General features: G+C 72.3%; 19 protein-coding genes and 1 pseudogene. 8 read left to right on the forward strand and 12 right to left on the reverse strand.

Annotation, left to right across the window (positions count from 1 at the left end; all coding sequences use genetic code 11):
• Positions 1 to 17: 17 nt before the first annotated feature.
• Positions 18 to 1664: a serine/threonine-protein kinase gene (locus tag IO36_RS41990; RefSeq protein WP_037628551.1), complete on the forward strand. Its 1647-nt coding sequence runs from the start codon at positions 18 to 20 to the stop codon at positions 1662 to 1664.
• A gap of 87 nt (positions 1665 to 1751) precedes the next feature.
• Here IO36_RS41990 and IO36_RS41995 read toward each other — a convergent pair whose 3' ends face one another.
• A complete protein-coding gene (locus IO36_RS41995) occupies positions 1752 to 2558 on the reverse strand; it encodes an SGNH/GDSL hydrolase family protein (RefSeq protein WP_078943787.1) in 807 nt (268 codons plus the stop codon).
• 320 nt (positions 2559 to 2878) lie between these two features.
• Between IO36_RS41995 and IO36_RS42000 the strand changes: the two genes are divergently transcribed.
• Together IO36_RS42000 and IO36_RS42005 are read left to right on the forward strand one after the other, a co-directional pair.
• Positions 2879 to 3973 carry a DUF5925 domain-containing protein gene (locus IO36_RS42000; protein WP_037628555.1) on the forward strand — a complete coding sequence of 365 codons (1095 nt, stop codon included), beginning with the start codon at positions 2879 to 2881 and terminating at the stop codon, positions 3971 to 3973.
• Positions 3970 to 4215, forward strand: a complete 246-nt coding sequence (locus IO36_RS42005) for a hypothetical protein (protein WP_037628556.1) — start codon at positions 3970 to 3972, stop codon at positions 4213 to 4215. Before IO36_RS42000 ends, IO36_RS42005 begins: the two co-directional genes overlap by 4 nt.
• On the opposite strand, the pseudogene IO36_RS45555 reads toward IO36_RS42005, so the two are convergent.
• Positions 4111 to 4464 (reverse strand): annotated as a pseudogene (locus tag IO36_RS45555) (GntR family transcriptional regulator); the annotation flags it as partial. The gene IO36_RS42005 and the pseudogene IO36_RS45555 sit on opposite strands and share 105 nt — an antisense overlap.
• Positions 4465 to 4535: 71 nt before the next feature.
• Between IO36_RS45555 and IO36_RS42010 the strand changes: the two are divergent.
• Positions 4536 to 5465, forward strand: a complete 930-nt coding sequence (locus IO36_RS42010; RefSeq protein WP_037628558.1) for a GNAT family N-acetyltransferase — start codon at positions 4536 to 4538, stop codon at positions 5463 to 5465.
• Positions 5446 to 5946, forward strand: a complete 501-nt coding sequence (locus IO36_RS42015; protein ID WP_037628559.1) for a ribonuclease FAU-1 family protein — start codon at positions 5446 to 5448, stop codon at positions 5944 to 5946. Before IO36_RS42010 ends, IO36_RS42015 begins: the two co-directional genes overlap by 20 nt.
• A gap of 85 nt (positions 5947 to 6031) precedes the next feature.
• Here the strand turns inward: IO36_RS42015 and IO36_RS42020 are convergent, their stop codons facing one another.
• Complete coding sequence (locus IO36_RS42020; protein WP_037628673.1) at positions 6032 to 6655, reverse strand: class I SAM-dependent methyltransferase; 624 nt, start codon at positions 6653 to 6655, stop codon at positions 6032 to 6034.
• 160 nt (positions 6656 to 6815) lie between these two features.
• Between IO36_RS42020 and IO36_RS49090 the strand changes: the two genes are divergently transcribed.
• Positions 6816 to 6950 carry a hypothetical protein gene (locus tag IO36_RS49090; RefSeq protein WP_263974428.1) on the forward strand — a complete coding sequence of 45 codons (135 nt, stop codon included), beginning with the start codon at positions 6816 to 6818 and terminating at the stop codon, positions 6948 to 6950.
• A 201-nt stretch (positions 6951 to 7151) separates the two neighbouring features.
• On the opposite strand, the gene IO36_RS42025 is transcribed toward IO36_RS49090, so the two are convergent.
• The 3 genes from IO36_RS42025 to IO36_RS45560 all read right to left on the reverse strand — a co-directional run bounded on the left by IO36_RS42025 (position 7152) and on the right by IO36_RS45560 (position 9498).
• A complete protein-coding gene (locus IO36_RS42025; RefSeq protein ID WP_037628675.1) occupies positions 7152 to 7586 on the reverse strand; it encodes a GNAT family N-acetyltransferase in 435 nt (144 codons plus the stop codon).
• An 86-nt stretch (positions 7587 to 7672) separates the two neighbouring features.
• Entirely contained in the window at positions 7673 to 8656 is a 984-nt protein-coding gene (locus IO36_RS42030) for a serine hydrolase domain-containing protein (protein WP_245173676.1), read from the reverse strand.
• Positions 8657 to 8697: 41 nt separating this feature from the next.
• Positions 8698 to 9498 carry a hypothetical protein gene (locus tag IO36_RS45560; RefSeq protein ID WP_245173673.1) on the reverse strand — a complete coding sequence of 267 codons (801 nt, stop codon included), beginning with the start codon at positions 9496 to 9498 and terminating at the stop codon, positions 8698 to 8700.
• Between the two features lie 279 nt (positions 9499 to 9777).
• Here IO36_RS45560 and IO36_RS42040 point away from each other — a divergent pair, with 279 nt between their 5' ends.
• On the forward strand, positions 9778 to 10836 hold the full coding sequence (locus IO36_RS42040; protein WP_037628561.1) for a lytic polysaccharide monooxygenase auxiliary activity family 9 protein: 1059 nt from the start codon (positions 9778 to 9780) through the stop codon (positions 10834 to 10836).
• 217 nt (positions 10837 to 11053) lie between these two features.
• Here the strand turns inward: IO36_RS42040 and IO36_RS42045 are convergent, their stop codons facing one another.
• Together IO36_RS42045 and IO36_RS42050 are read right to left on the reverse strand one after the other, a co-directional pair.
• Complete coding sequence (locus tag IO36_RS42045) at positions 11054 to 11914, reverse strand: esterase/lipase family protein (protein ID WP_037628563.1); 861 nt, start codon at positions 11912 to 11914, stop codon at positions 11054 to 11056.
• Positions 11915 to 12084: 170 nt separating this feature from the next.
• Positions 12085 to 12531: a MarR family winged helix-turn-helix transcriptional regulator gene (locus IO36_RS42050; protein ID WP_037628564.1), complete on the reverse strand. Its 447-nt coding sequence runs from the start codon at positions 12529 to 12531 to the stop codon at positions 12085 to 12087.
• A 123-nt stretch (positions 12532 to 12654) separates the two neighbouring features.
• Between IO36_RS42050 and IO36_RS42055 the strand changes: the two genes are divergently transcribed.
• A complete protein-coding gene (locus IO36_RS42055; protein ID WP_037628566.1) occupies positions 12655 to 13029 on the forward strand; it encodes a cupin domain-containing protein in 375 nt (124 codons plus the stop codon).
• A 101-nt stretch (positions 13030 to 13130) separates the two neighbouring features.
• Here IO36_RS42055 and dnaE read toward each other — a convergent pair whose 3' ends face one another.
• The 4 genes from dnaE to IO36_RS42075 form a co-directional block, all read right to left on the reverse strand.
• Complete coding sequence (gene dnaE, locus IO36_RS42060) at positions 13131 to 16790, reverse strand: DNA polymerase III subunit alpha (RefSeq protein WP_037628568.1); 3660 nt, start codon at positions 16788 to 16790, stop codon at positions 13131 to 13133.
• 236 nt (positions 16791 to 17026) lie between these two features.
• Complete coding sequence (locus tag IO36_RS42065; protein WP_037628570.1) at positions 17027 to 18073, reverse strand: S1 family peptidase; 1047 nt, start codon at positions 18071 to 18073, stop codon at positions 17027 to 17029.
• Between the two features lie 433 nt (positions 18074 to 18506).
• Complete coding sequence (locus IO36_RS42070; protein WP_037628682.1) at positions 18507 to 19169, reverse strand: SPFH domain-containing protein; 663 nt, start codon at positions 19167 to 19169, stop codon at positions 18507 to 18509.
• Between the two features lie 222 nt (positions 19170 to 19391).
• On the reverse strand, positions 19392 to 20291 hold the full coding sequence (locus IO36_RS42075; protein ID WP_037628572.1) for a S1 family peptidase: 900 nt from the start codon (positions 20289 to 20291) through the stop codon (positions 19392 to 19394).
• Between the last annotated feature and the right edge of the window lie 105 nt (positions 20292 to 20396).

A 20396-nucleotide genomic window follows, 5' to 3' on the forward strand; every position in this document is an offset into this window, starting at 1 on the left:
GCGAATGGGGGACGCACGTGTCCGAAGGTCCGGGCAGTGAACGTGTGATCGCGGGGCGCTACCGGCTGCTGTCGCCCCTGGGCGAGGGCGGCATGGGCACGGTGTGGCGCGCCCGCGACGAGGTGCTGCAGCGCGAGGTCGCCGTGAAGGAGGTCCGCGCCCCGGCCGGGCTTCCCGACTCCGAGGTCGAGCGGATGTACGCGCGGCTGGAACGGGAGGCGTGGGCGGCGGCCCGAGTCGCCCACCGGAACGTGGTGACGGTCTACGACGTGGCCATGCAGGACGGCCGGCCCTGGATCGTGATGGAGCTGATCCGCGGCATCGCGCTCTCCGACCAGCTGGACGCCGAGGGCCCGCTCGATCCGCGCCGCGCCGCGCACATCGGCGCCGAGGTGCTCGCCGCGCTGCGCGCCGCGCACGAGGCGGGCGTCCTGCACCGGGACGTCAAACCGGGCAACGTGCTGCTGGCGAACGACGGACGGGTCGTCCTGACGGACTTCGGCATCGCGACGGTCGAGGGCACCTCCGCGCTGACCATGACGGGCGAGGTCATCGGATCGCCCGAGTTCCTCGCCCCGGAGCGGGCGCTCGGGCGCACCCCCGGGCCCGAGTCGGACCTGTGGTCGCTCGGGGTGCTGCTGTACGCGGCGGTCGAGGGCAACTCGCCCTTCCGGCAGCCGACTCCGCTGAGCACGCTCCGGGCCATCGTCGACGAACCGCTGCCGCCGGCCCGCCGCGCGGGCCCGCTCGGCCCCGTCATCGAGGGACTGCTCGCCAAGGACCCGGCCGAGCGCACGAGTGCCGCGGCGGCCGAGGACGAACTGCGTGCGGTCGCGGGCGGCGGCACGGCGCCCACGCGCCCCCTGGGGGCCGCGGCCCTGCCCTCCGAGGCGCCGACGGTCGGGGCGTTCGGCCCCCCGTCGGCCTCGTCCCCGACCCCGCCCCAGGGGTTCGGTCCGCCCCACGCGACCGTGCCCACGCCCGCGCCCGCGCCCGCCGCCGAACCGGAGCGCAACCGCCGGGCGGCCGTCGCCCTGGTCGCGGGCCTGGTCGCACTGGCGCTGGCCCTCGGCGGGCTGACGTACGCCCTGCTCAACCACGACGGGGACTCCGGGAACACCGGGCGAGGGACCAGCAGCAGCGGGGGCACGGGCGCGACCGACGGGGGGACGGCCTCGGGCGGGCACACGAGCGAGAGCTCCACCGCCGGTGCGACCGGCGGCACGAGTCCCTCCAGCAGCGCTCCCGGGGGCGGGAGTTCGACCAGCGCCCCGCCGGCGCAGACCGTCCAGGTGACGCTCTCGGGCCACAACACCCACTACACGGGCTCCTGTCCGCCGCCGAGCGCGCAGGCTCCCTCGTTCACGGCGACGTTCACGGTGGGCCGGGTCCCGGCGGACGTGGAGTACCGCTGGGTGACGCGGGACGGGGAGGTGACCGATCCGAGCTGGAAGACGCTGTCGTTCCCGGCGGGCGGCGGCAGGACGCAGCAGAAGACGGTGGTGGCGACGACGTACGACACGAGCGGGGAGTTCGCCAACTCGATCGCCGTGGAGGTGCGCAGTCCGGTGCGCGTGACGTCGAACTCCGTCGCGTTCACGATCACGTGTGTGACGGAGACCCCGACGGACGGGGCCTCCGCATCCGTGTCCGCCACTCCCTGACGGGCCGGCGGTGTCCCTCGGCGGGGCGGGTGTCCTCCCCGCCGGGGCGTTGTTCTCTCGAAGGGTTCCGGGGTGGGGGCCCGGAGGTCAGGCGGCTCCGGACAGGGCCGGCAGGTAGCCGCCGGACTGGCCGGCCGCGGTCGGGTGGTACGACACACCGATGTCGAGCCAGTTCAGACTGTGCAGCCAGGCGCTGCCCGAGCAGATCTCGTGACCGGTGAAGTTGCCCCTGACGTCGGCGTACGAGAAGCCGTGGGCGGCGGCACGGGCGGCGATGGCGCTGTCCAGATAGTCGGCCGCGCCGTTGATGGCGGACCGCTCGGTCTCCGAGAGTCCGGTCAGGCAGCTGCCGCTGAGCTTGTAGAAGCGGGGGTAGCCGATGACGACCACGTGGGCGGCCGGGGCTTTGGCGCTGATCGCCGAGTAGACCGAGTCGAGCTTGCCGGGGAGCGTGGAGTCGACGTACGCCTTCGCCGTGGCGATGCGTGAGAGGCAGGTGCTCTCGGACTGCAGGACGCAGGTCGTCATGACGTCCGAGAAGCCGGCGTCGTTGCCTCCGATGGTGATCGAGACGAGGCCCGTGGAGGAGCTGAGCGGGCCGAGCTGATTCGCCGTGACATCACCCGTACGAGCGCCCGAGCAGGCGGTGAAGTCGAACGACGAGGGTGAATGGGCGGCGTTCCAGAGGTAGGGGTACGCCTTCGTGCTGCGGTCGCAGGAGCCGCTGGAGCTGATGTAGCTGCCCGCGCCGACGCCGGATGAGTAGGAGTCACCGAGCGCCACATAGCCGGTGGCGGCCGCGCTTTGCGCCTGAGCCGCGGCTGCCCCGGTGAGGGCGAGGCCGGCGGCCAGGAGGAGTGAGGTCATGTATGCCGAAAATCTGGGACGTCTCATGGAACCTCCCTTTAGCAGGATCTCTGCCACAACTTTGGTAGCAGCTACGCGTGTTGACCGGAAGTGTCCATGCCAAGACTCTTATGCATCAAGAGAGGGATATGGCACTGTTCATCACATATTTCGTTACATGTCCATGTCGATTACGTGCCGGTCACATGACAGAGCGCGACAACTCGTCAACTCCCGCCCCACGCCGTCGAGTCGGCCGACGGCCGTCGCCGGTGCCCCGCGTCGGCGGCGACGGGACCGAGGGCGACATACGCGACGCACCGTGGAAACCGGGTGCACGGGGCGCCTTGTTGACGGATCATGGCGACATGTCAGCGAACCCTCACGACGCTCTGCCGATCAGGCTCAACGTCGACGACAGCGACTCGCCGTCGGACGTCGTCGACGCGCTGTTCCTCGGTCGCTTCGCGACGGGCGAGCAGCCGCACTCGCACGCGGCGAACATCGACCGCGTGCGCTCCGGGGCCACCCTGCTCCCACCGGACGCCCGGGTGCTGCGCTCCGCGCGCGACGACGACCGCAGCGCCACCCTCGCCGAGGGGGACGGCTGGACCCTGCTGGTGTCCCGCTGGAACCGCGGCGCCGACGTCACGGTGACCGCGACCACCGTCGAGCTGGCCGAGAAGGTGCTGAAGCAGGCCACGGAAGGCGCCGCGGACGAGCCCGAACCGCAGCCGGACAACGTCACGATGGGCTTCTGGTACGTCTCCCCGCGCCGGGGGCCGCACCGCACGACCCGGCAGATCTCTGCGGGCACCTGGGACGAGATCCGCCCCAACTACACGGCACCGGTCGCGGACGCGATGGACCGGCTGATGAAGACGACCCCGGAGGACATCGCGGGCCGGCTGCTGCTGCTCCACGGCCCGCCCGGCACCGGGAAGACCTCCGCCCTGCGCACGCTGGCCCGTTCCTGGCGCGACTGGTGCCAGGTGGACTGCGTGCTGGACCCCGAGCGGCTCTTCTCCGACGTCGGCTATCTGATGGACATCGCCATCGGCGAGGACGACGGCAACGGCAAGGGCCGCTGGCGTCTCCTGCTGCTGGAGGACTGCGACGAACTGATCCGCGGCGAGGCCAAGCACACCGCGGGCCAGGCGCTGTCGCGGCTGCTCAACCTCACCGACGGACTGCTCGGCCAGGGCCGCAACGTCCTGGTGGGCGTCACCACCAACGAGGACCTGGAGCGCCTGCACCCCGCCGTCGTCCGCCCCGGCCGCTGCCTCGCCCGGATCGAGGTCGGTCCGCTCACCCGCCGCGAGGCGGTGGGCTGGCTGGGCACCGAGGAGGGCGTCTCGCGCGAGGGCGCGACCCTCGCCGAGCTGTACGCGCTGCGCCGCGGGACGACCCCGACCTCCGTGCCGGACCAGCGCGAGGGCGCGGACGCGGGCCTGTACCTGTGACGGCTCCGGCCGGCGACCGCCGGATCGCTCGCGCCGGGGCCGGCGCGGTCGGCGCGGTCGGCGCGGTCGGCGCGGTCGGCGCGGTCGGCGCGGTCGGCGCGGTCGGCGCGGTCGGCGCGGTCGGCGCGGTCGGCGCGCGCCCGCAGCGCGTCGCGTACGGCGTCCAGCGCGGCGGACTCGGTCAGGCCGAGCCGTCGAGCACGCTCCGCGTAGGCCTGCGCGGCGGACGCGGCCTCCCGTGACGCCGCGTCACCGGCGGCGGCCACGAACGTCCCGTTGCGGCCCCGCGTCTCGATCACCCCGTCCGACTCCAGGGCCCGGTAGGCCTTGGCGACGGTGTTGGCCGCGAGCCCGAGCGACTCGGCCAGCCCTCGTACCGTGGGCAGCTTGTAGCCGACGGGCAGTGCGCCGGACCGGGCCTGCTCGGAAATCTGGGCGCGCACCTGCTCGTACGGCGCGGCCCCCTCTGCGATGCGGATCTTCAGGGTCACGCGGCGATTGTCCCGTACCCGCGCGAAAATGAGAGGCACCCGTCCACGGCGCCCGCGTAACGTGCGATCACATGACCGTGATCGTTCGCGAGCTGCGGCGCGGGGACCCGGCGGACGCCGCGGGGTTCGCGCGGATTCGCCGGCAGGCCCTCCCGTTCATGCTCTTCACCCCCGAGTCCATCGCCTACTCGCTGGAACAGGCCCATCCCGACTCCCATTACCAGCCGCTGCTGGCGGAGGAGGACGGGGAACTGATCGGCACCGCGCAGGTGGCCATCGTCCACGACAGCCCGGAGCCCGGCCAGGGGAGCCTCAACATCTACGTGGACCCGGAACGGACCGGCCGCGGCGCGGGTTCGCTGCTGGCCCGCACCGCCGAGGAACGGTTGGCCGCCCTCGGCGCGACCCGGCTGCACTCCTGGGTGCTGGACGAGCCCCGCAACCGCGCCTTCGCCGAGAAGCGGGGCTATCGCGCGGCCCGCCCGGCGCACTTCCTCCGTCTCGACCTGGCGAACGGCACCCTGCCCCCGCTCCAGAGCCCGCCCGACGGCGTGGAACTGCGCACCGGTGCCGACTTTGCGGACGACCCGCGGCCGCTGTTCCGGCTGGACGCGGAGACCCTGCTCGACGAACCCAGCGACATCGACCGGGAGTTCACGGACTACGAGGCCTGGCTCACGGAGACCTGGCACGACCCGCTGCTGAGCCGGGAGCTGACGTCCGTCGTGCTCGTCGACGGCCGGCCTGCGGCGTTCAGCGCGGCCCGTACCGACGACGGCACCCGCTACGGCACCGTGATGACGGGCACCGCCCGCGCCTTCCGGGGCCGCGGCCTGGCCAAGCTCGCCAAGAACCACTCGTTGCACCGGGCCCGCGCCGCCGGGTTCACGGACGCGTTCACCGGCAACGACGCCGGCAACGGGCCGATGCTGGCGATCAACGAATGGTTCGGTTACGAAATCTGCGCAACGGAGGTGAACCATGTCCTCGACCTCGGCTGACACGCCCGCGTCGGTGGAGATCGTCCTCGTCAAGGGCGGTCGTACGAAGATCAGTTACCGGGCCGAGCTGCTCGCCGACGACGGCAACCGGGTGGTCGTCCGAGCCCCCTGGGCGGGCGACGGCGTCCGCGACTTCGGCTTCGTACGCTTCGAGAAGGGCGACGTCTTCACGGAGTACTACTGGCGGGACCGCTGGTACTCGGTGAAGGAGGTCAGGGACGCCGCGGGCCGGCGCAAGGGCTGGTACTGCGACATCACGCGTCCGGCGGACGTCCACGCGGACCGGCTGGTCGTCGAGGACCTCGACCTGGACCTGTGGCGCTCGGCCGACGGCACGGAGGTACGGCGCCTGGACGAGGACGAGTTCGCGGAGAGCGGCCTGGCGCGTACCGACCCCGCCGCCGCGGCCGCCGCCGAGAAGGCCCTGGACGACCTCGAACTCCTCGCCCACGAGGGCGGCTTCGAGGACCTGCTGGCCTAGCGGACGGGACGGCTCTTGGGCCTGTCCGGCGGTTCGCGTCGCCCGCGGGGCGGACGGGAACGGCCGGGCAGGCCCCGGGCACCGGTCAGAAGCGGGCCACCACCGCGTACCGCTCGTCGTCGACCTCTCTGCCCCACAGCAGCGGGTCGTGCGACAGCGGCTCCACGCGCAGGTCGTCGGGGTCGGACAGCAGCGGCCGGAGCAGGGCGGCCATCCGCTCGGCGGGTATGCCGACCGGGCTCAGGGTCCCCCAGACCCCCTCGACCAGGACCAGCCGCCCGCCGGGGCGCAGCAGCCCGCGCCAGTGCCGCAGCACGCGCCCGGGGTCGGGCAGCGTCCACAGCACGTGGCGGGTGAGCAGGACGTCGAAACGCTGCTCCCCGACGGGCGGGGCCGCCGCGTCACCGACCAGGAACACCGCGTCACGTCCTGCCAGCTTGGTGCGGGCCCTGTCGACCATGCCCGGCGCGAGGTCCACCCCGGTGACCCGGTGTCCCTGCTCGGACGCCACGAGCGACAGACTGCCCGTGCCGCAGCCCACGTCGAGCAGATCCGCGGGCTGTCCGGGCAGCCAGTCCCGCAGCCGGGCGGCCCAGGCGCCGCGGACCCCGGGATCGCGCAGCCCGTGGTCGGGTTCCTCGTCGAAGGTGCCGGACTGCGCGTCCCAGTCGACGCCCGCCCCCTGCTGATGTCCGCCGTCGCTCGTCATGCGTCCCAGCCTGTCACCCGCCACTGACAACGGGCCCGCGCCCGCGGCGGACCGCCGGGAGGTGACCGCCGCCACAGACATTTCGCCGCCGATGAGGAACCCTCCCGGCAACGGTCTACCTCCGTACACCGCGGATTCCGGTAGACACGAGGAGGCAGCCATGCGCCGTGTGACCGTGCAGAAGCCCCTGAGGAAGTCGGACTCCCGCCGCGTACGGGACGAGCCCGACGAGCGCCCCGCCGAGCGCCCGGAGGTCCGCAAGGACATCGCGCGCACCTGGTGGCCGGACGGCTGAGCCGCGGCCGGGCCGGGCACCGGCGCGACGCGTGCCACCGGACCGGTGGCGCCCGGCCCTACGCCCCGGGCCGCCCCACGGCCTGCTCGCCTGTGGCCGCCACATGGCTTACTACCTGTGGCCGCCCCACGGCCTGGTCGCCCATGGCCCTCCCACGGCCTGGTCGCTCATGATGGCCGCCGCCCGTGTGCGGCGGCCCCGTCAGCCCAGCCGCTTGCGGTAGTGGAGCCGGTCGTACGGCCCGGTCACCCGGCGCTCGGTCATCTCGTACCCGTACCGCGGGTAGATCTTCTGGTTCTCCCACATCATCGCGTTGGTGTAGAGCCGGATCTCGTGCAGTCCGAGGGCGCGCGCGTGCGCGTCCACGAAGCGCAGGAGCCGCCCGCCGATGCCCCGGCCGTGGGCCTCGGGGCGGACCGCGACGATGTCGAGGTACAGATGGTCCGGGCGTTCCTCGACGACCACGAGCCCGAGGACCGGCTCGCCCGTGACGAACACCCGTCCCGCGGCCACGTTCGCCGCGTGGTCCGCCTCCATGGGCACGGGCACGACCCCGATGCGCTCCACGTAGGGCTCGAACGCGGCGTCGATGACGGCTTTGACCTGGGGCACGTCGGCGGCGACGGCCGGCCGCATCCCGAACGCGCCGGGCGCGTCCCCGGCCCCCTCGGACGTCTCCCCGTACCCCTCCGGCTGATCCCCGTGTCCCCCGGGCGTCTCTGTCATGTCCTCATGCCTTTCCCCTCCGCCGGGCCGCCGGTCATCACGGGCACGAGCCGGCGCAGGACGTCGTCGAGATCGTCGTCCTCGTTGTTGGACAAGATCACGACGGTCGTGTCGAGGCCGGGCAGCCGGCCGAGGAAGGAGCGGTATCCGGGGTTGTCGCCGATGTGGAAGCGCGCGGTGTGCCCGGCCAGGGTGCCCAGCGCGTACCCGTACCCGTAGCCCTCGGCGACCGCCGGTCCGTCGGTGCCCCAGGCGCCCGCCATGGACGCGTGCGGGGTCGCCATCGCTTCCCGCGAGCGGGCCGTGAGGAGGTGCCCGGCGTCGAAGGCCGCGGTGTGGCGGGCCAGGTCGTCGACGGTCGACCAGAGGTCACCGGTCCCCGGCAGGGCGGCGAACTCCGGCACGTCCACCCGCCGGTCCCCGCGATGGCCGTGGGCGGCCGAACCGGACGGAGCCTCGCCGACGCAGGTCGACGTCAGGCCTAGGGGACACAGGACGTGCTCGGTCAGGAAGTCGGCGTACCGCTGCCCGCTGACCTCCTCGACGATCCGTGCCGCCAGGAGGTAGCCCGGCGAGCTGTAGTGCCACGTGCTGCCGGGCGCGCTGCGGAGCGGCACCGCGGAGAACCGGTCCAGGAACGTACGGGCGTCGCCGGGATGCTCGATGTCGAAGCCGGGCAGGTCCCGCCAGTGCCCCAGACCCGAGGTATGGGACAGAAGTTGATGCAGCGTCAATTCCCGCCACGCCTGCGGACAGTCGTTGAGCCAGGGCTCCACGGGATCATCGACGTCCACGTCGCCCCGCTCGGCCAGGAGCATCACGGCCGCCGCGGTGAACTGCTTGCTCACCGAGGCGATCTGGAACCGGGTGCCCGGAGTGCACCTCGCCCCGGTCCCGAGATCCGCCACCCCGCCGGAGGCCCGCACGAGATCCTCTCCACCCCGCACGACCAGAACGGCACCGGAAAACCCGTCGATCATCTCCACACGCCAACCCTAAGCACCGCGGGCCCCCGCGCCGGTCAGGTGGCCGCGGGCAGTCGCCGTGCGCCGACAAGCCCGGCCATGACGCGAAGCCGGCCGAAGTAGGAGGCGCAGTACTCCTCATCGAGGAGAGGCACGACCTTGTCGAGCTCGGCGATGCAGGCCCAGAGGACGGCGATGCCCTCTCCGTCGAGCCCGCCGCCCAGTTCCCGCCGGACGAGACCGGCGACGTCGGCGTCAAGAAGGATCAGGGCCACGCCGTCGAAGTCCACTCCGCGGAAGCTCTCCGGGTAGGGCGCCTGGAGATGCTCCTCCCAGAGCCGAGGAAGCCCGTCGTCGGACTGCGCCCCGTTCCCCCCGACGGTCCCTGCCACGGAAGCATGGCCGGCGCGCCCCACGGACGCCGGCTGAAGGAGCATCGAGACGGCGTCGAAGACGCCGCGCACCATCGTGACGGCGCCGAGCGGGGTGCAGGCCGCACTGGTCACCTCGCCGTGCGCGATCCGGTCGCGCAGGTGGAGGGCCCGCTCGAGTTCGGCCCCGAGCGCCGCCGTGACGAGCCCCGCGGCGGTGGCCCGCTCGATCAGTTCGCGCAGGGGCGACTCCCCGGCCAGCCGCTCGGCGAGGACCTGCTCCAGGGCGAACAGCGCGTGCGTGACGGCGACGGTGGCGAACTCGTACCGGTGGTAGGAGTGCCGGATGAGCTCGCGGGAGGTCTCCAGCGCGCTCATGACGTACATCGACGCCCCGTCGGGCAGCACCAGCTCGGCGACGAGGGCGTGCATGCCCTGGTACCCGTCCGCCTCGTCGCGCATACGGGTGTCCGGCACCGGAGACACGGACGAACGGGACTTCGACGGGAGGGAATTCACCGCCGCAGTCTGACCGGCCGAAGGCCTGCGACGCCATCGGATTCCGGTGCCGCCCGGCCCGGCACCGCTCTTCCTGAGCCCCCCGTTAGCCCTGCCTTAAAGCCAGCATAAGGATCCCTCCCGGCCGGGCGCAGCAGGCGAATGTGCGGATTCTTGGGGCTAGTTTCTGATCACCCCCCCACGGGATCCCCGCACGGAGTGTCGTGCGGGGCTCGCCGCGCCACAGGACCGTTCGAGGAGTTCCCCATGTCCGCACGCCGCAAGGCCGCCGGTGTCGCCGTCGTCGGCCTCGCCCCGCTCGCCCTGTCCGCGCTGGCCGCGGTGCCGGCCTCGGCGCACGGTTCGATGGGGGACCCGGTGAGCCGGGTGTCCCAGTGCTACGCGGAGGGCCCGGAGAGCCCCAAGTCGGCTGCCTGCAAGGCGGCCGTCGCGGCGGGCGGCACCCAGGCCCTCTACGACTGGAACGGCATCCGCATCGGCGACGCGAACGGGCGGCACCAGGAGCTGATCCCGGACGGCAAGCTGTGCAGCGCCGGGAACGCCGAGTTCAAGGGGCTCGACCTGGCGCGCTCCGACTGGCCCGCGACGAGCGTGAGCGGTGGCTCGTACACCTTCAAGTACCGGGTGACGGCGCCGCACAAGGGCACCTTCAAGGTCTACATCACGAAGTCCGGCTACGACCCGTCGCGGCCGCCGGCCTGGAGCGACCTCGACCTGGCGCACCCGGTCGCGACGGCCACCGACCCGGTGGCCTCGGGCGGCTTCTACACGTTCTCCGGCACCCTCCCGCAGCGCTCGGGCAAGCAGCTCCTGTACGCGATCTGGCAGCGCTCGGACAGCCCGGAGGCCTTCTACTCCTGCTCCGACGTCGCGTTCGGCGGCGCGGGCGGCGGCAAGGGCACGGGCAGTGGCGGCGGCGCTCCCGCGCCGAGCGCCTCGGCACCGTCCGACAAGCAGATCGAGGACGGCAGCGACAAGTCGACCGTGGAGCACCACGGCCACGGTGACGACGACGCCGCCACCTCGGCGGAGCCGTCCGCGAGCGGGGACACCGCCGCCTCGGCCGGGGACACGGGGGCGGCCGGGCCCGTCGAGAAGTCCCGGACCGACGCCGCTTCCGCGGACTCCGCGGGGAACCTGCCCGCGGCCGCCGGCGCCTCGGAGAACCTCGCCGAGACCGGTGGGGACTCGTCCACCGCCTACCTCGCCATCGGCGGTGCCGCCGCGCTGGCGCTCGGTGCCGCGGCGCTGTTCGCCTCGGTCCGCCGGAGGGCGACGCCGAGCACCGGCCGACGCGGGCGCTGAGGCCCGGACGGGCAAGAGGCCGAGCACCGGTCGGAGCGGTTCCTGAGCCGCTTGCGACCACCCATGACTCCGGGGGCTGACCGGCGGCTCAGGCCGGACAGCCCCCGGCGGCGTGATCCGCCGTCCGTGTTCCGCGGACGCGCGGAACACGGACGGACGGACGATCACGCCGGAACGCCCGGGCGGACGACCATGGACGAGTCGTCCGCCGGGCCGGTCAGCTGAACACGGACGCGCAGGTGGTGGCGGACGCGTGCGCCGGGTCGAGCGCGTTCACCACCTCGTGGTACGCGATCCGGTCGAGGATCCCGATGGCCACGTGCTCGGAGAGGTCGAGGCCGCAGAGGTTCTGCAGCAGGACGTTGTGGACGTCGGAGCCGCTCAGGAACTCCGACTGGTACGGGGTGACCACCTCGTCGTACTTGGTGGCGATGACCGTGTAGTGGACGCCGGGGACGGTGTCGCCGCCCGCGTTGAGCTTGGTCAGGAACGCGGAACCGGCGATCTGGTCCGCGAGTCCCGGAGTCGCCGCGGACAGCAGGTCCTTGGCCCCGGGGAAGTACGGGAGCAGTTTGGTGAGCCCGTTGAGGGTCGTGCCGTGGTTGTCGGGGGCGATGCCGACGAGGGCGTTCACCTTGGCCGCCCCGCCGAGGAACTTGAGGTAGTAGCGGGGCATCATGCCGCCCTGCGAGTGACCGACCAGGTCGACCTTGGCCGCTCCGGTCGTGGAGAGCACCTTGTCGACGAACACCTGCAGCTGTCCGGCCGAGGCGTCGATGGGGCCGAGGCCGTTGAAGAACGGGACGCCGGGCAGTTGCCCGTAGTCGAGGGAGAAGACGCAGTATCCGCGGCTGGTCAGGTAGGGGGCGAGGGCCAGCCAGTTGTCGACGGAGTTCCCGAAGGTGCCGTGGACGAGGACGACGGGGCGCGGGTGCGCGGCGGACGGCTTGCAGGAGTAGTTGTTCCAGCCACTGCTGGGGGCGGAATCGGCGTGTGCCGAGGCGGCGGGGAGGAACGCGACCGTGGCGGTCAGGAGCAGCGCGGCCAGGGGTCTGAGCACTCGCTTCCAGGGCAGCATCGGGTGATCTCCTTGCGGCTCAAGGGAGTTGTGGGGGTTTACGCCCTGTGATCCGGATCACGAGGATGCTGTTCACTCGTCAAGTTACGGTCGAGTAGCAGAGGTGTGAAGTTACGCGTCAGTAAAAACTTCCAGTGATAACCAGGGCGGCCGTCGCCGATGACGGAACGTCACCAGGCGGGCTTGATCGGACCGTAGGGTGCGATGCTCGTCAAAAGCGTGCGCAACGCGCGCATTTCCCTCTCCCCCAGCACTTCGGCCCATGCCCCCACGGCATCCGCGGCCGCCTCCTCCGCCGCCCGGGTGCAGGCCCAGCCGAGTTCGGTGAGCACGACGAGCCGGGCCCGCGCGTCCTCGGGGTGCGGTCGCCGCTCGACGTACCCCTTGCGGACGAGCTCCTCGACGATCTGACTGGCGGCCTGCTTGGTGACCCCCAGGTGCGCCGCGATCTCGGTGACCGTCGCCCCGTCCGACGCGAGCCGCGCGAAGGTGAAGCCGTGCGCCGGCCGCACCCCCTCGAACCCGCGGGCGACGACGCCCTCGTGGATGCGCTGCGTCAGCTCACCGGCGGCGGCGAGCAGGACGGCGGACAGGGCGATGGCCTCGGAGTTCTGCACCCCCGCATTGAAACACCCTTGACTATTTGGTCAAGCTGCTTGACCATAATGGCGAAGCAACTAGTCAAGCTGCTTGACCATATTTCGAGCGTCCGACCCGCCCCACCGATCCCGGAGGCACCCGTGCCCGTCGTCCGTCCGTCCGAAGCCGTCACCCACGAGGTCCACGGCGCCCGCTTCGACTCGTACGCCGCTCCCCGCAGCGGCAGTAAGGAACTGTGCGCCTGGCGCGCGGAGATTCCCGCGGGGCATCAGGCCCCCGTGCACACCGTCAACCGCGAGGAGATCTTCCTGCTGCTCTCCGGCGAACTGCTGGTCACGCTCGACGGCCGCACCGAGCGGATCACCGCGGGCGACACCGTGATCATCACCCCGGGTGTGACCCTCGCCATCGAGAACCCGACCGGCCAGAGCGCGCACTCCTGGGTCACCACGTCCGTCGGCCTCCAGGCGGAACTGGCCGACGGCTCGACCCTCACCCCGCCCTGGGCGAACTGAGGACCGTCCGGGAGGCGCGCCACGAGCAACGAGCAACGAGCAACGAGCAGCGGGCAGCGGGCAGCGGGCAGCGGGCAGCGGAAAACGTCCGCGCGGGACGGTCATCCCGCGCTCCCCGGACTCTGGTGCCACAGCTTCTTTCCCCCCGCGGGCCCTTCGCCCGCGGGACGCAGGTCGGCCCAGGGGTGCATCTCGTACCCCGTGGGCATCCTGATCGTCCGGCTCCGGGACGGACCGCCGTCACCGGCCCGGTCACCGTCGGCACCGCCCCGGCCACGGCCGTCACCGGCCCCGTCGCCGGACCGGCTCCCGTCGGCGGACGGCCGTCCCGGCGCCCCCGGCGCGGGTGCGGACAGGCGCGCCGCCACCCCGTCGAGGCCGCTCTCGGCGCGCAGTTCGGCCAGTTCGGCGAGGTTCCAGGCCGCCGAGCCCACCACGCTGAGACTGCGCGGGCCGCGGCGCTGCACCACTCCGCGCACGAGCAGCAGCCAGGAGTGGAAGACGGTGTGGGCGCAGGCGTCGTGGGAGTCGTCGAAGAAGGCGAGGTCGACCAGGCCCGTCCCGTCGTCCAGCGTGCTGAAGATGACCCGCTTGCCCGACCGGATCGGCGGGGTCTGGGTGGCCGCCTTGGCCCCCGCGACCAGGACCGTCTCACCGTGCCGCGCCTCGCGCAGCCGGCGCGCCGTGACCACGCCCAGTTCCTCCAGGAACTCCTGGTGGTCGTCCATCAGATTGCGCGAGGTGTCCATCGAGAGCACGCCCAGTTCGGCGCTCAGCCGCTCCGCCGAGGACAGGTCGGGCAGCCCCGCGGAAGCGGTGTTCCGGCCGCCGGACAGCGGGAGTTGACCGCCGCCCGCCCCACGGGAGCCGCGGTGCAGCTCGGTCAGATGAAGCCGCAGGTCACGGCGGTTGGCTCCGAACGCGTCCAGAGCGCCGACCTGCGCGAGCCGCTGGGCGAGCGGCCGGCTCGGCCGGGCCCGCTCCCAGAAGTCGAGCAGCGAGGCGTACGGCTGCCCGTCCGCGATCCGCGCCGCCTCGGCCTCGCTGATGCCGTGCACGTCGGAGAGCGCCAGCCGGACACCCCAGCGGCCCGCGGAACCGGCCGGACCTACAGGACCGGCAGGACCTACGGGACCGGCAGGACCTACGGGACCGGCAGAACCGGCAGGACCAACCGGACCGGCAGAACCCACGGGACCAACCGGACCGGCACCCTCCGACTCGGCCCCGCCCGCCGCACCAAGGCCGGAGTCGGACATCAGTTCGATACGATGCGCGACCCCCGACCGGTTCACGTCCAGCGGCAGAATCGGCACCCCCCGCCGCCGCGCGTCCGCCAGCAGCAGCCGCTTCGGGTACATCCCGGGATCGTGCGTGAGCAGCCCCGCGTAGAAGGCGGCCGGATGGTGGGCCTTCAGCCACGCCGACTGATACGTCGGGACGGCGAAGGCCACGGCGTGCGCCTTGCAGAAGCCGTACGACCCGAAGGCCTCGACGATCTCCCAGGTGCGCGCGACGGTCTCGGCGTCGTACCCCTTCGCCGCCGCGTGCTGCGCGAACCAGATCCGGATGCGCCCCTGCGACTCGGGGTCGGACAGCCCGCGCCGCACCCGGTCCGCCTCGTCGCGTCCGCAGCCGGTCATGATGTCGACGATGTCGATGATCTGCTCATGGAAGACGACGACCCCGTACGTCTCCTTGAGCGGCTTCTCCAGGTCCGGGTGCGGGTAGCGGACCGGTGCCCGGCCGTGCCGCGCCTCGATGAACGGCCGCACCATGTCGGCCGCGACCGGCCCCGGCCGGAAGAGCGAGATGTCGACGACGAGGTCGTGGAAGGTCGCGGGCTGGAGCCGTCCGACCAGGTCGCGCTGGCCCGGCGACTCGATCTGGAAGCAGCCCAGCGTCTCGGTGGACCGGATCAGCCCGTACGTCGCCGGGTCGCCCGGCGCCACCGCGTCGATGTCCGGCCGGCCCCCCGTGGCCCGCTCCACCTCGGCCACCGCGTGCGCCATCGCGGACTGCATCCGCACGCCCAGCACGTCGAGCTTGAGCAGGCCGAGGTCCTCGACGTCCTCCTTGTCGAACTGCGCCATGGGCAGCCCCTCGCCGCTGGTCGGCACGACCGGTGTACGGGCGAGCAGGGAGGCGTCGGAGAGGAGCACCCCGCACGGGTGCATGGCGATGCCGCGCGGGAGGGCGTCGAGGGATTCGACGAGGTCCCACAGCCTGCCGTACCGGTCCTTCTCCCCCGCCAGCTCGCGCAGTTCGGGGAGTTCGTCCATGGCCGCGCGGGCGTCACGGGCCCGGATGTGCGGGAAGGCCTTGGCGATCCGGTCGATCTCGGCCGGGTCCAGCGAGAGGGCGGCGCCCACGTCGCGGACGGCGTGCCGGACCCGGTAGGTCTCGGGCATGGAGACGGTCGCGACCCGCTCGGTGCCGAACCGGCCGATGATCGCGCGGTAGACCTCCAGCCGGCGCGCGGACTCCACGTCGATGTCGATGTCGGGCAGCACCGGGCGGCGCTTGGACAGGAAGCGTTCCATCAGCAGCCGGTGCTCGACGGGGTCGGCGTGCGCGATGCCGAGGAGGTGGTTGACCAGGGAGCCGGCCCCGGAGCCGCGCGCCGCGACCCGGATGCCCATCCCCCTTACGTCGTCCACCACTTGGGCGACCGTCAGGAAGTAGGAGGCGAAGTTGTGGTGGGCGATGATGTCCAGCTCGTGGTGCATGCGCTCCCAGTACGCGCGCCGGCCGGCGTAGCCGCGCAGCACCATGCCCGCCGCCGCGCGGGAGGCGAGGACGCGCTGGGCGGTGCGCCGGTCCGCGCCGACGAGACGGGGTTCGGGGAAGTGCACGCTGCCGATGCCGAGGTCGTCCTCGGGGTCGACGCGGCAGGCGGCGGCGGTGGCCCGGGTCTGTTCGAGCAGCCGGAGCGCGGTGTCGCGGCGGTAGCCCGCCGCCTCGACGATCCGTTCGGCGGCCGCCAGCATGGCGCTCTCGCCCTTGATCCAGGCCTCGCCGGAGTCCAGCTCGCCCCGGGGGTCGACGGGGACGAGCCGGCGGGCGGAGTCCAGGACGTCGGCGACCGGGCCGAGGCCCGCGTCGGCGTACCGGACGGCGTTGCTGAGCACGGGGCGCACCCGCTGTTCGGCGGCGAAGCCGACCGTGCGGGCGGCCAGGCGCAGGGAGCCGGGGCCGGTGCCCTGGCGGCCGTGCCAGACGGCTTCGAGGCGCAGGGCGTCCCCGTAGCTCTCCCGCCAGGGCGCGAGCAGGGCGGCCGCGCGGTCGGGGCGGCCCGCGGCGAGCGCACGGCCGACGTCGGAGCCGGGGCCGAGCAGCACGGTCAGACCTTCGGCGTGGTTGTCCGCCCAGGGCAGCAGCGGCGGGCCGTTCTCCTTGCCGCCCGCGTGCGCCGCCGTGACGATTCCGCAGAGGCCGGCCCAGCCGACGGCGCCGTCGCGGGCGAGGAAGGTCGCCCGGGGGGCCGACTCGTCGACGAAGGCGCCGCCGCGCGCCGGGGTGCGGCGCCGCTCCCCCCGTACGGGCTCCCCGACCGCCAGGTCCACGCCGAACAGCGGCCGGACGCCCGCCTTCGCGCAGGCCTTGGCGAACCGGACCGAGCCCGCGAGGGTGTCCCGGTCGGTGAGCGCGAGGGCGTCCATGCCCCGCTCGGCGGCGCGCTCGGCGAGGCGCTCCGGGTGCGAGGCCCCGTACCGCAGGGAGAACCCGGAGGCGGTGTGCAGATGCGTGAATCCCGGCACGCACACCTCCCGACCTGTGAGCCTTCACCAGCTCTCGAACATTTGTTCCCAGCTACCCCACCCCCACCATAGACCAATTCCCGAACACTTGTACGACATCTGCCGGGACCCGGTCCCACCTGCGCGAACGCCGGACGGTCCGGACCCGGGAACGCCCCGGAAGCGGCGGAGCCCCGCCCCCGCGACACGCGCGGGGGCGGGGCTCCGCCTTCCCGGGAAGGCCGACCGGGAAGCCGTCAGCCGATCTGGGCTCCGAAGGCCGAGAGCGCCTCGGTCACCGGCTGGAAGAAGGTCTCGCCGCCCGCGGTGCAGTCGCCGCTGCCGCCGGAGGTGAGGCCGATCGCGGTGTCGCCGGAGAACAGCGAGCCGCCGCTGTCACCGGGCTCGGCGCAGACGTCGGTCTGGATGAGACCGTTGACGACGTCGCCGTTGCCGTAGTTCACGGTGGCGTCCAGGCCCTTGACCGTGCCGTCGTGCACATGGGTCGTGGAGCCGCTGCGGGTCACCTTCATGCCGACGGTGGCGTCGCCGGCCTTGGTGATGGGCTGGGTGGAACCGTTGTAGAGGTCGACCTCGCTCGGGTGGTCCGTGGTCGCCGTGTACTTGACCAGGCCGAAGTCGTTGTCGGGGAAGCTGGACTGTTCGTTCTTGCCGATCTCCTTGCCGTCGGCGTCCGACCAGGTGGAGATCGCCTGCGTGCAGTGCCCGGCGGTGATGAAGTACGGCTGGCCGCCCTTGACCACGTTGAAGCCGAGCGAACAGCGCCCGCCGGAGCCGCTGATGGCGTCACCGCCGGCGATGAAGGGCTTGAACTCCCCCTTCGTCCGCTGGAGTTCCGCCTTGGCGCCGAGCCCGTCGACGACCTTGGAGAGCGTGGCCCACTCGGCCGCGGAGACCGTGCGGTCGGCGGTGACGACGACCCGGTTCGTCTCCGGGTCGGTGGCCCAGGAGGTGCCGGGGATGGTCGCGTCCTTCTTCAGCGTGGTACGGGCCCCCGCCAGCTCGGCGAGGGAGTTCTCCACGATCCTGGCCCTGGCCCCGGCCGCCGTGACGGTCCTGGCCGCGGCCTCGTCCAGCACGTTGACGACGAGGTGGCGGGACTTCGCGTCGTAGTACGTTCCCGCGGCGTCGGTGCCCAGGTCCTTACCGAGGACCGAGGCGAGTTTTCCGGCCGCCGGGGCGGACAGGGTGTGCGGCCCGGGGTTCGCCGGGACCTCGCTCGCGTTCGCAGTCTGGAAGGTGACTCCGGCGGCGACCAGCGCGGCGATGCCGGCGCCCGTCATGAGGGCACGCCTGTTGGATATGCGTCGGTGCTTCAACTCACGTCCTCCTGTGGGGGGTCGGTCCGGGAGGTTGTGGGGACCTCCGGGACCGGAAGGCGTTCGGACAAGGGCCCGGGGCACGGCAAAAAGTCCGTACCGTCGCGTCCATGTCAGTTGTTCCTCGACCACTATTCCGAGACGCACAGCGAACACACAAGGTCGACTTCAGGACTCCTGTACGACAACAGCCGTAGTCCTTCTACGTCCTGACTGTGCGTGGTCACGCCCCGTGGATTCACTCAGCAAACAGTGCACACGCGCCGCACGACGGCGGCGCACGCGCTGTGAGGCTGTCCTGAAATCACCCTGCCGGGGAACGGGTCCGGGAGGGCGCGCCCGCAGGACCGTTGCTCCCGCACCGGTTGCTCCCGCGACGGCGACCCCGCCCGGCGGACTACTCGGACCGGCTCGGGGGCTCCACGGGCCGCTGTCCCGTCTGGGCGCGTTCGAGGAAGCGCAGCAGTTCGACGGGGAAGGGCAGGACGAGGGTGGAGTTCTTCTCGGCGGCGACGGCCACCACGGTCTGGAGCAGGCGCCGCTTCATCGTCTCCGGCAGGGAGACGTCCTTGATCTCGACCCGGTCGATCTGCACGCCCCAGCCGATCGCCGGGCTGTCTATCATCAGCTCGAGCCCCTGGTTGAGCTTCTCGCGACTGGAGAGCAGATCGTCCAGGTCGCTCTTGCCGATGATCGAGCGCAGCGAGGTCTGCGCCATCTGGGAGACCGCGAAACGGTAGTCCTCGACCTGGATGATCGCGTCGGCCGGGTCCACCACCTTGAAGTAGACGACGGCGTCGACGCGGACGGTGACGTTGTCCCGGGTGATGCCCTCCTGCGCGGGAACCGGCATCGTGACGATCTGCATGTTGACCTTGCGCATCCGGTCCACGAACGGCACGACCATCGTGAAGCCGGGACCGCGCACCCCGGGGCGCAGCTTGCCGAGCCGCAGCACCACGCCCCGCTCGTACTGCTGGACGACACGGGCGGCGGCGATCACGCCGACCAGTCCCACGGACGCGACGGAGACTCCCGCCGCCACCAGTTCCTCGACCATCACGGCCCCCCAGGGTCCGACGTGGCGCACCGGGCGTGTACAGCGTGTCCCTCGAAGGTAGCCCCGGTACCGGGGCAAGAGCGAGCCCCCGCACGCCGGTTGCGTGCGGGGGCTCGCCCACTGGGCCGTTCGTCGAGGTCCGGTCGCGCGGAAACCCGTGGGGGGTGCCGGCGCCGAGGGCCGCTCCTGCGGCCCGGGGCCGGTCCGTCGCGCGACCGGACGTCAGCCGACGCTCACGCCGTAGTAGCTGAGCGCCTCGGTGACCGGCTGGAAGAAGGTCGTACCGCCGGAGGTGCAGTTTCCGCTGCCGCCGGAGGTCAGGCCGTAGGCCACGCTGCCGCCGTACAGGGGACCGCCGCTGTCTCCGCCCTCGGCGCAGACCGTGGTCTGGATCATGCCGTAGACGACGTCGCCGCTGCCGTAGTTGACGGTGGCGTTCAGGGCGGTGACCCGGCCGCTGTGCGTGCCGGTGGTCGAGCCGCGCCGGTAGACCGTGGTACCCACGCTGGGCGTGGCCGCGCTGCTGATCGTCTGGCTGCCGACCGCGCTCGGGTGCGCGACCGAGGTGTTGGTGTACTTGACCAGCGCGAAGTCGTTGGTCGGGAAGCTGTAACTGACGTTCGTGCCCAGCTTCGTGGACTGGCCCGAGTTGGAGTACCAGGTGGAGGCGACCTCACCGCAGTGGCCGGCGGTCAGGAAGTAGTACGTGCTCCCGCTGTGCACGTTGAAGCCGAGCGAGCAGCGGTAGCCGCCGCCGTAGATGGCGTCGCCGCCGCTGATCAGCTTCTTGAAGGTGCCCGGGGTGTGCTTGATGGTGATGGCGGCCGAGTTGCCGCCCGCGTCGCGCCTGATCTTCGCGATCTCCGCCTTCGAGACCGTGCTGTCGACGGTGACGACCACCCGGTTGGTCTTGGCGTCGACCGCCCAGGCGGTGCCCGCGACATCGGACTTGAGCACCGACTGCTTGACGCTGCTCAGCTGGGTCGCACTGAACGTCTGGGCGTCGGACGCGTTCGCGCTGGGGACCGCGAACGCTGCGGCGGCGACGAGCCCGGTGGACACGGCGATCAGCCGGCTCCGTCTCGCTATGCCACCACGGGGGGTTGTGCGCTTGATCCTCACGTTTCATTCCTCCGAAGGGAAGTAAGGGGCCCCATGTCGTGGGGTCGGGGCCCGTGAGGCGCAGCCGGGGGCCACCTGTCCGGATTCCGAACAAGGCATGCCCCT

The sequence above is a fragment of the Streptomyces aureus genome, assembly GCF_000725495.1.
Taxonomy (GTDB): Bacteria; Actinomycetota; Actinomycetes; order Streptomycetales; family Streptomycetaceae; genus Streptomyces; species Streptomyces aureus_B.

What these genes read in the sequence shown, in the direction of transcription:
- IO36_RS49090 (WP_263974428.1), top strand. Translation starts at nt 6,816, where the DNA reads ATGCGCCGTGTGACCGTGCAGAAGCCCCTGAGGAAGTCGGACTCCCGC.
- IO36_RS41995 (WP_078943787.1), bottom strand. Translation starts at nt 2,558, where the DNA reads ATGAGACGTCCCAGATTTTCGGCATACATGACCTCACTCCTCCTGGCC.
- IO36_RS42045 (WP_037628563.1), bottom strand. Translation starts at nt 11,914, where the DNA reads ATGCTGCCCTGGAAGCGAGTGCTCAGACCCCTGGCCGCGCTGCTCCTG.
- IO36_RS42010 (WP_037628558.1), top strand. Translation starts at nt 4,536, where the DNA reads ATGACCGTGATCGTTCGCGAGCTGCGGCGCGGGGACCCGGCGGACGCC.
- IO36_RS42030 (WP_245173676.1), bottom strand. Translation starts at nt 8,656, where the DNA reads ATGATCGACGGGTTTTCCGGTGCCGTTCTGGTCGTGCGGGGTGGAGAG.
- IO36_RS42040 (WP_037628561.1), top strand. Translation starts at nt 9,778, where the DNA reads ATGTCCGCACGCCGCAAGGCCGCCGGTGTCGCCGTCGTCGGCCTCGCC.
- IO36_RS42065 (WP_037628570.1), bottom strand. Translation starts at nt 18,073, where the DNA reads ATGACGGGCGCCGGCATCGCCGCGCTGGTCGCCGCCGGAGTCACCTTC.
- IO36_RS42020 (WP_037628673.1), bottom strand. Translation starts at nt 6,655, where the DNA reads ATGACGAGCGACGGCGGACATCAGCAGGGGGCGGGCGTCGACTGGGAC.
- IO36_RS42025 (WP_037628675.1), bottom strand. Translation starts at nt 7,586, where the DNA reads ATGCGGCCGGCCGTCGCCGCCGACGTGCCCCAGGTCAAAGCCGTCATC.
- IO36_RS42070 (WP_037628682.1), bottom strand. Translation starts at nt 19,169, where the DNA reads ATGGTCGAGGAACTGGTGGCGGCGGGAGTCTCCGTCGCGTCCGTGGGA.
- IO36_RS42015 (WP_037628559.1), top strand. Translation starts at nt 5,446, where the DNA reads ATGTCCTCGACCTCGGCTGACACGCCCGCGTCGGTGGAGATCGTCCTC.
- IO36_RS42000 (WP_037628555.1), top strand. Translation starts at nt 2,879, where the DNA reads ATGTCAGCGAACCCTCACGACGCTCTGCCGATCAGGCTCAACGTCGAC.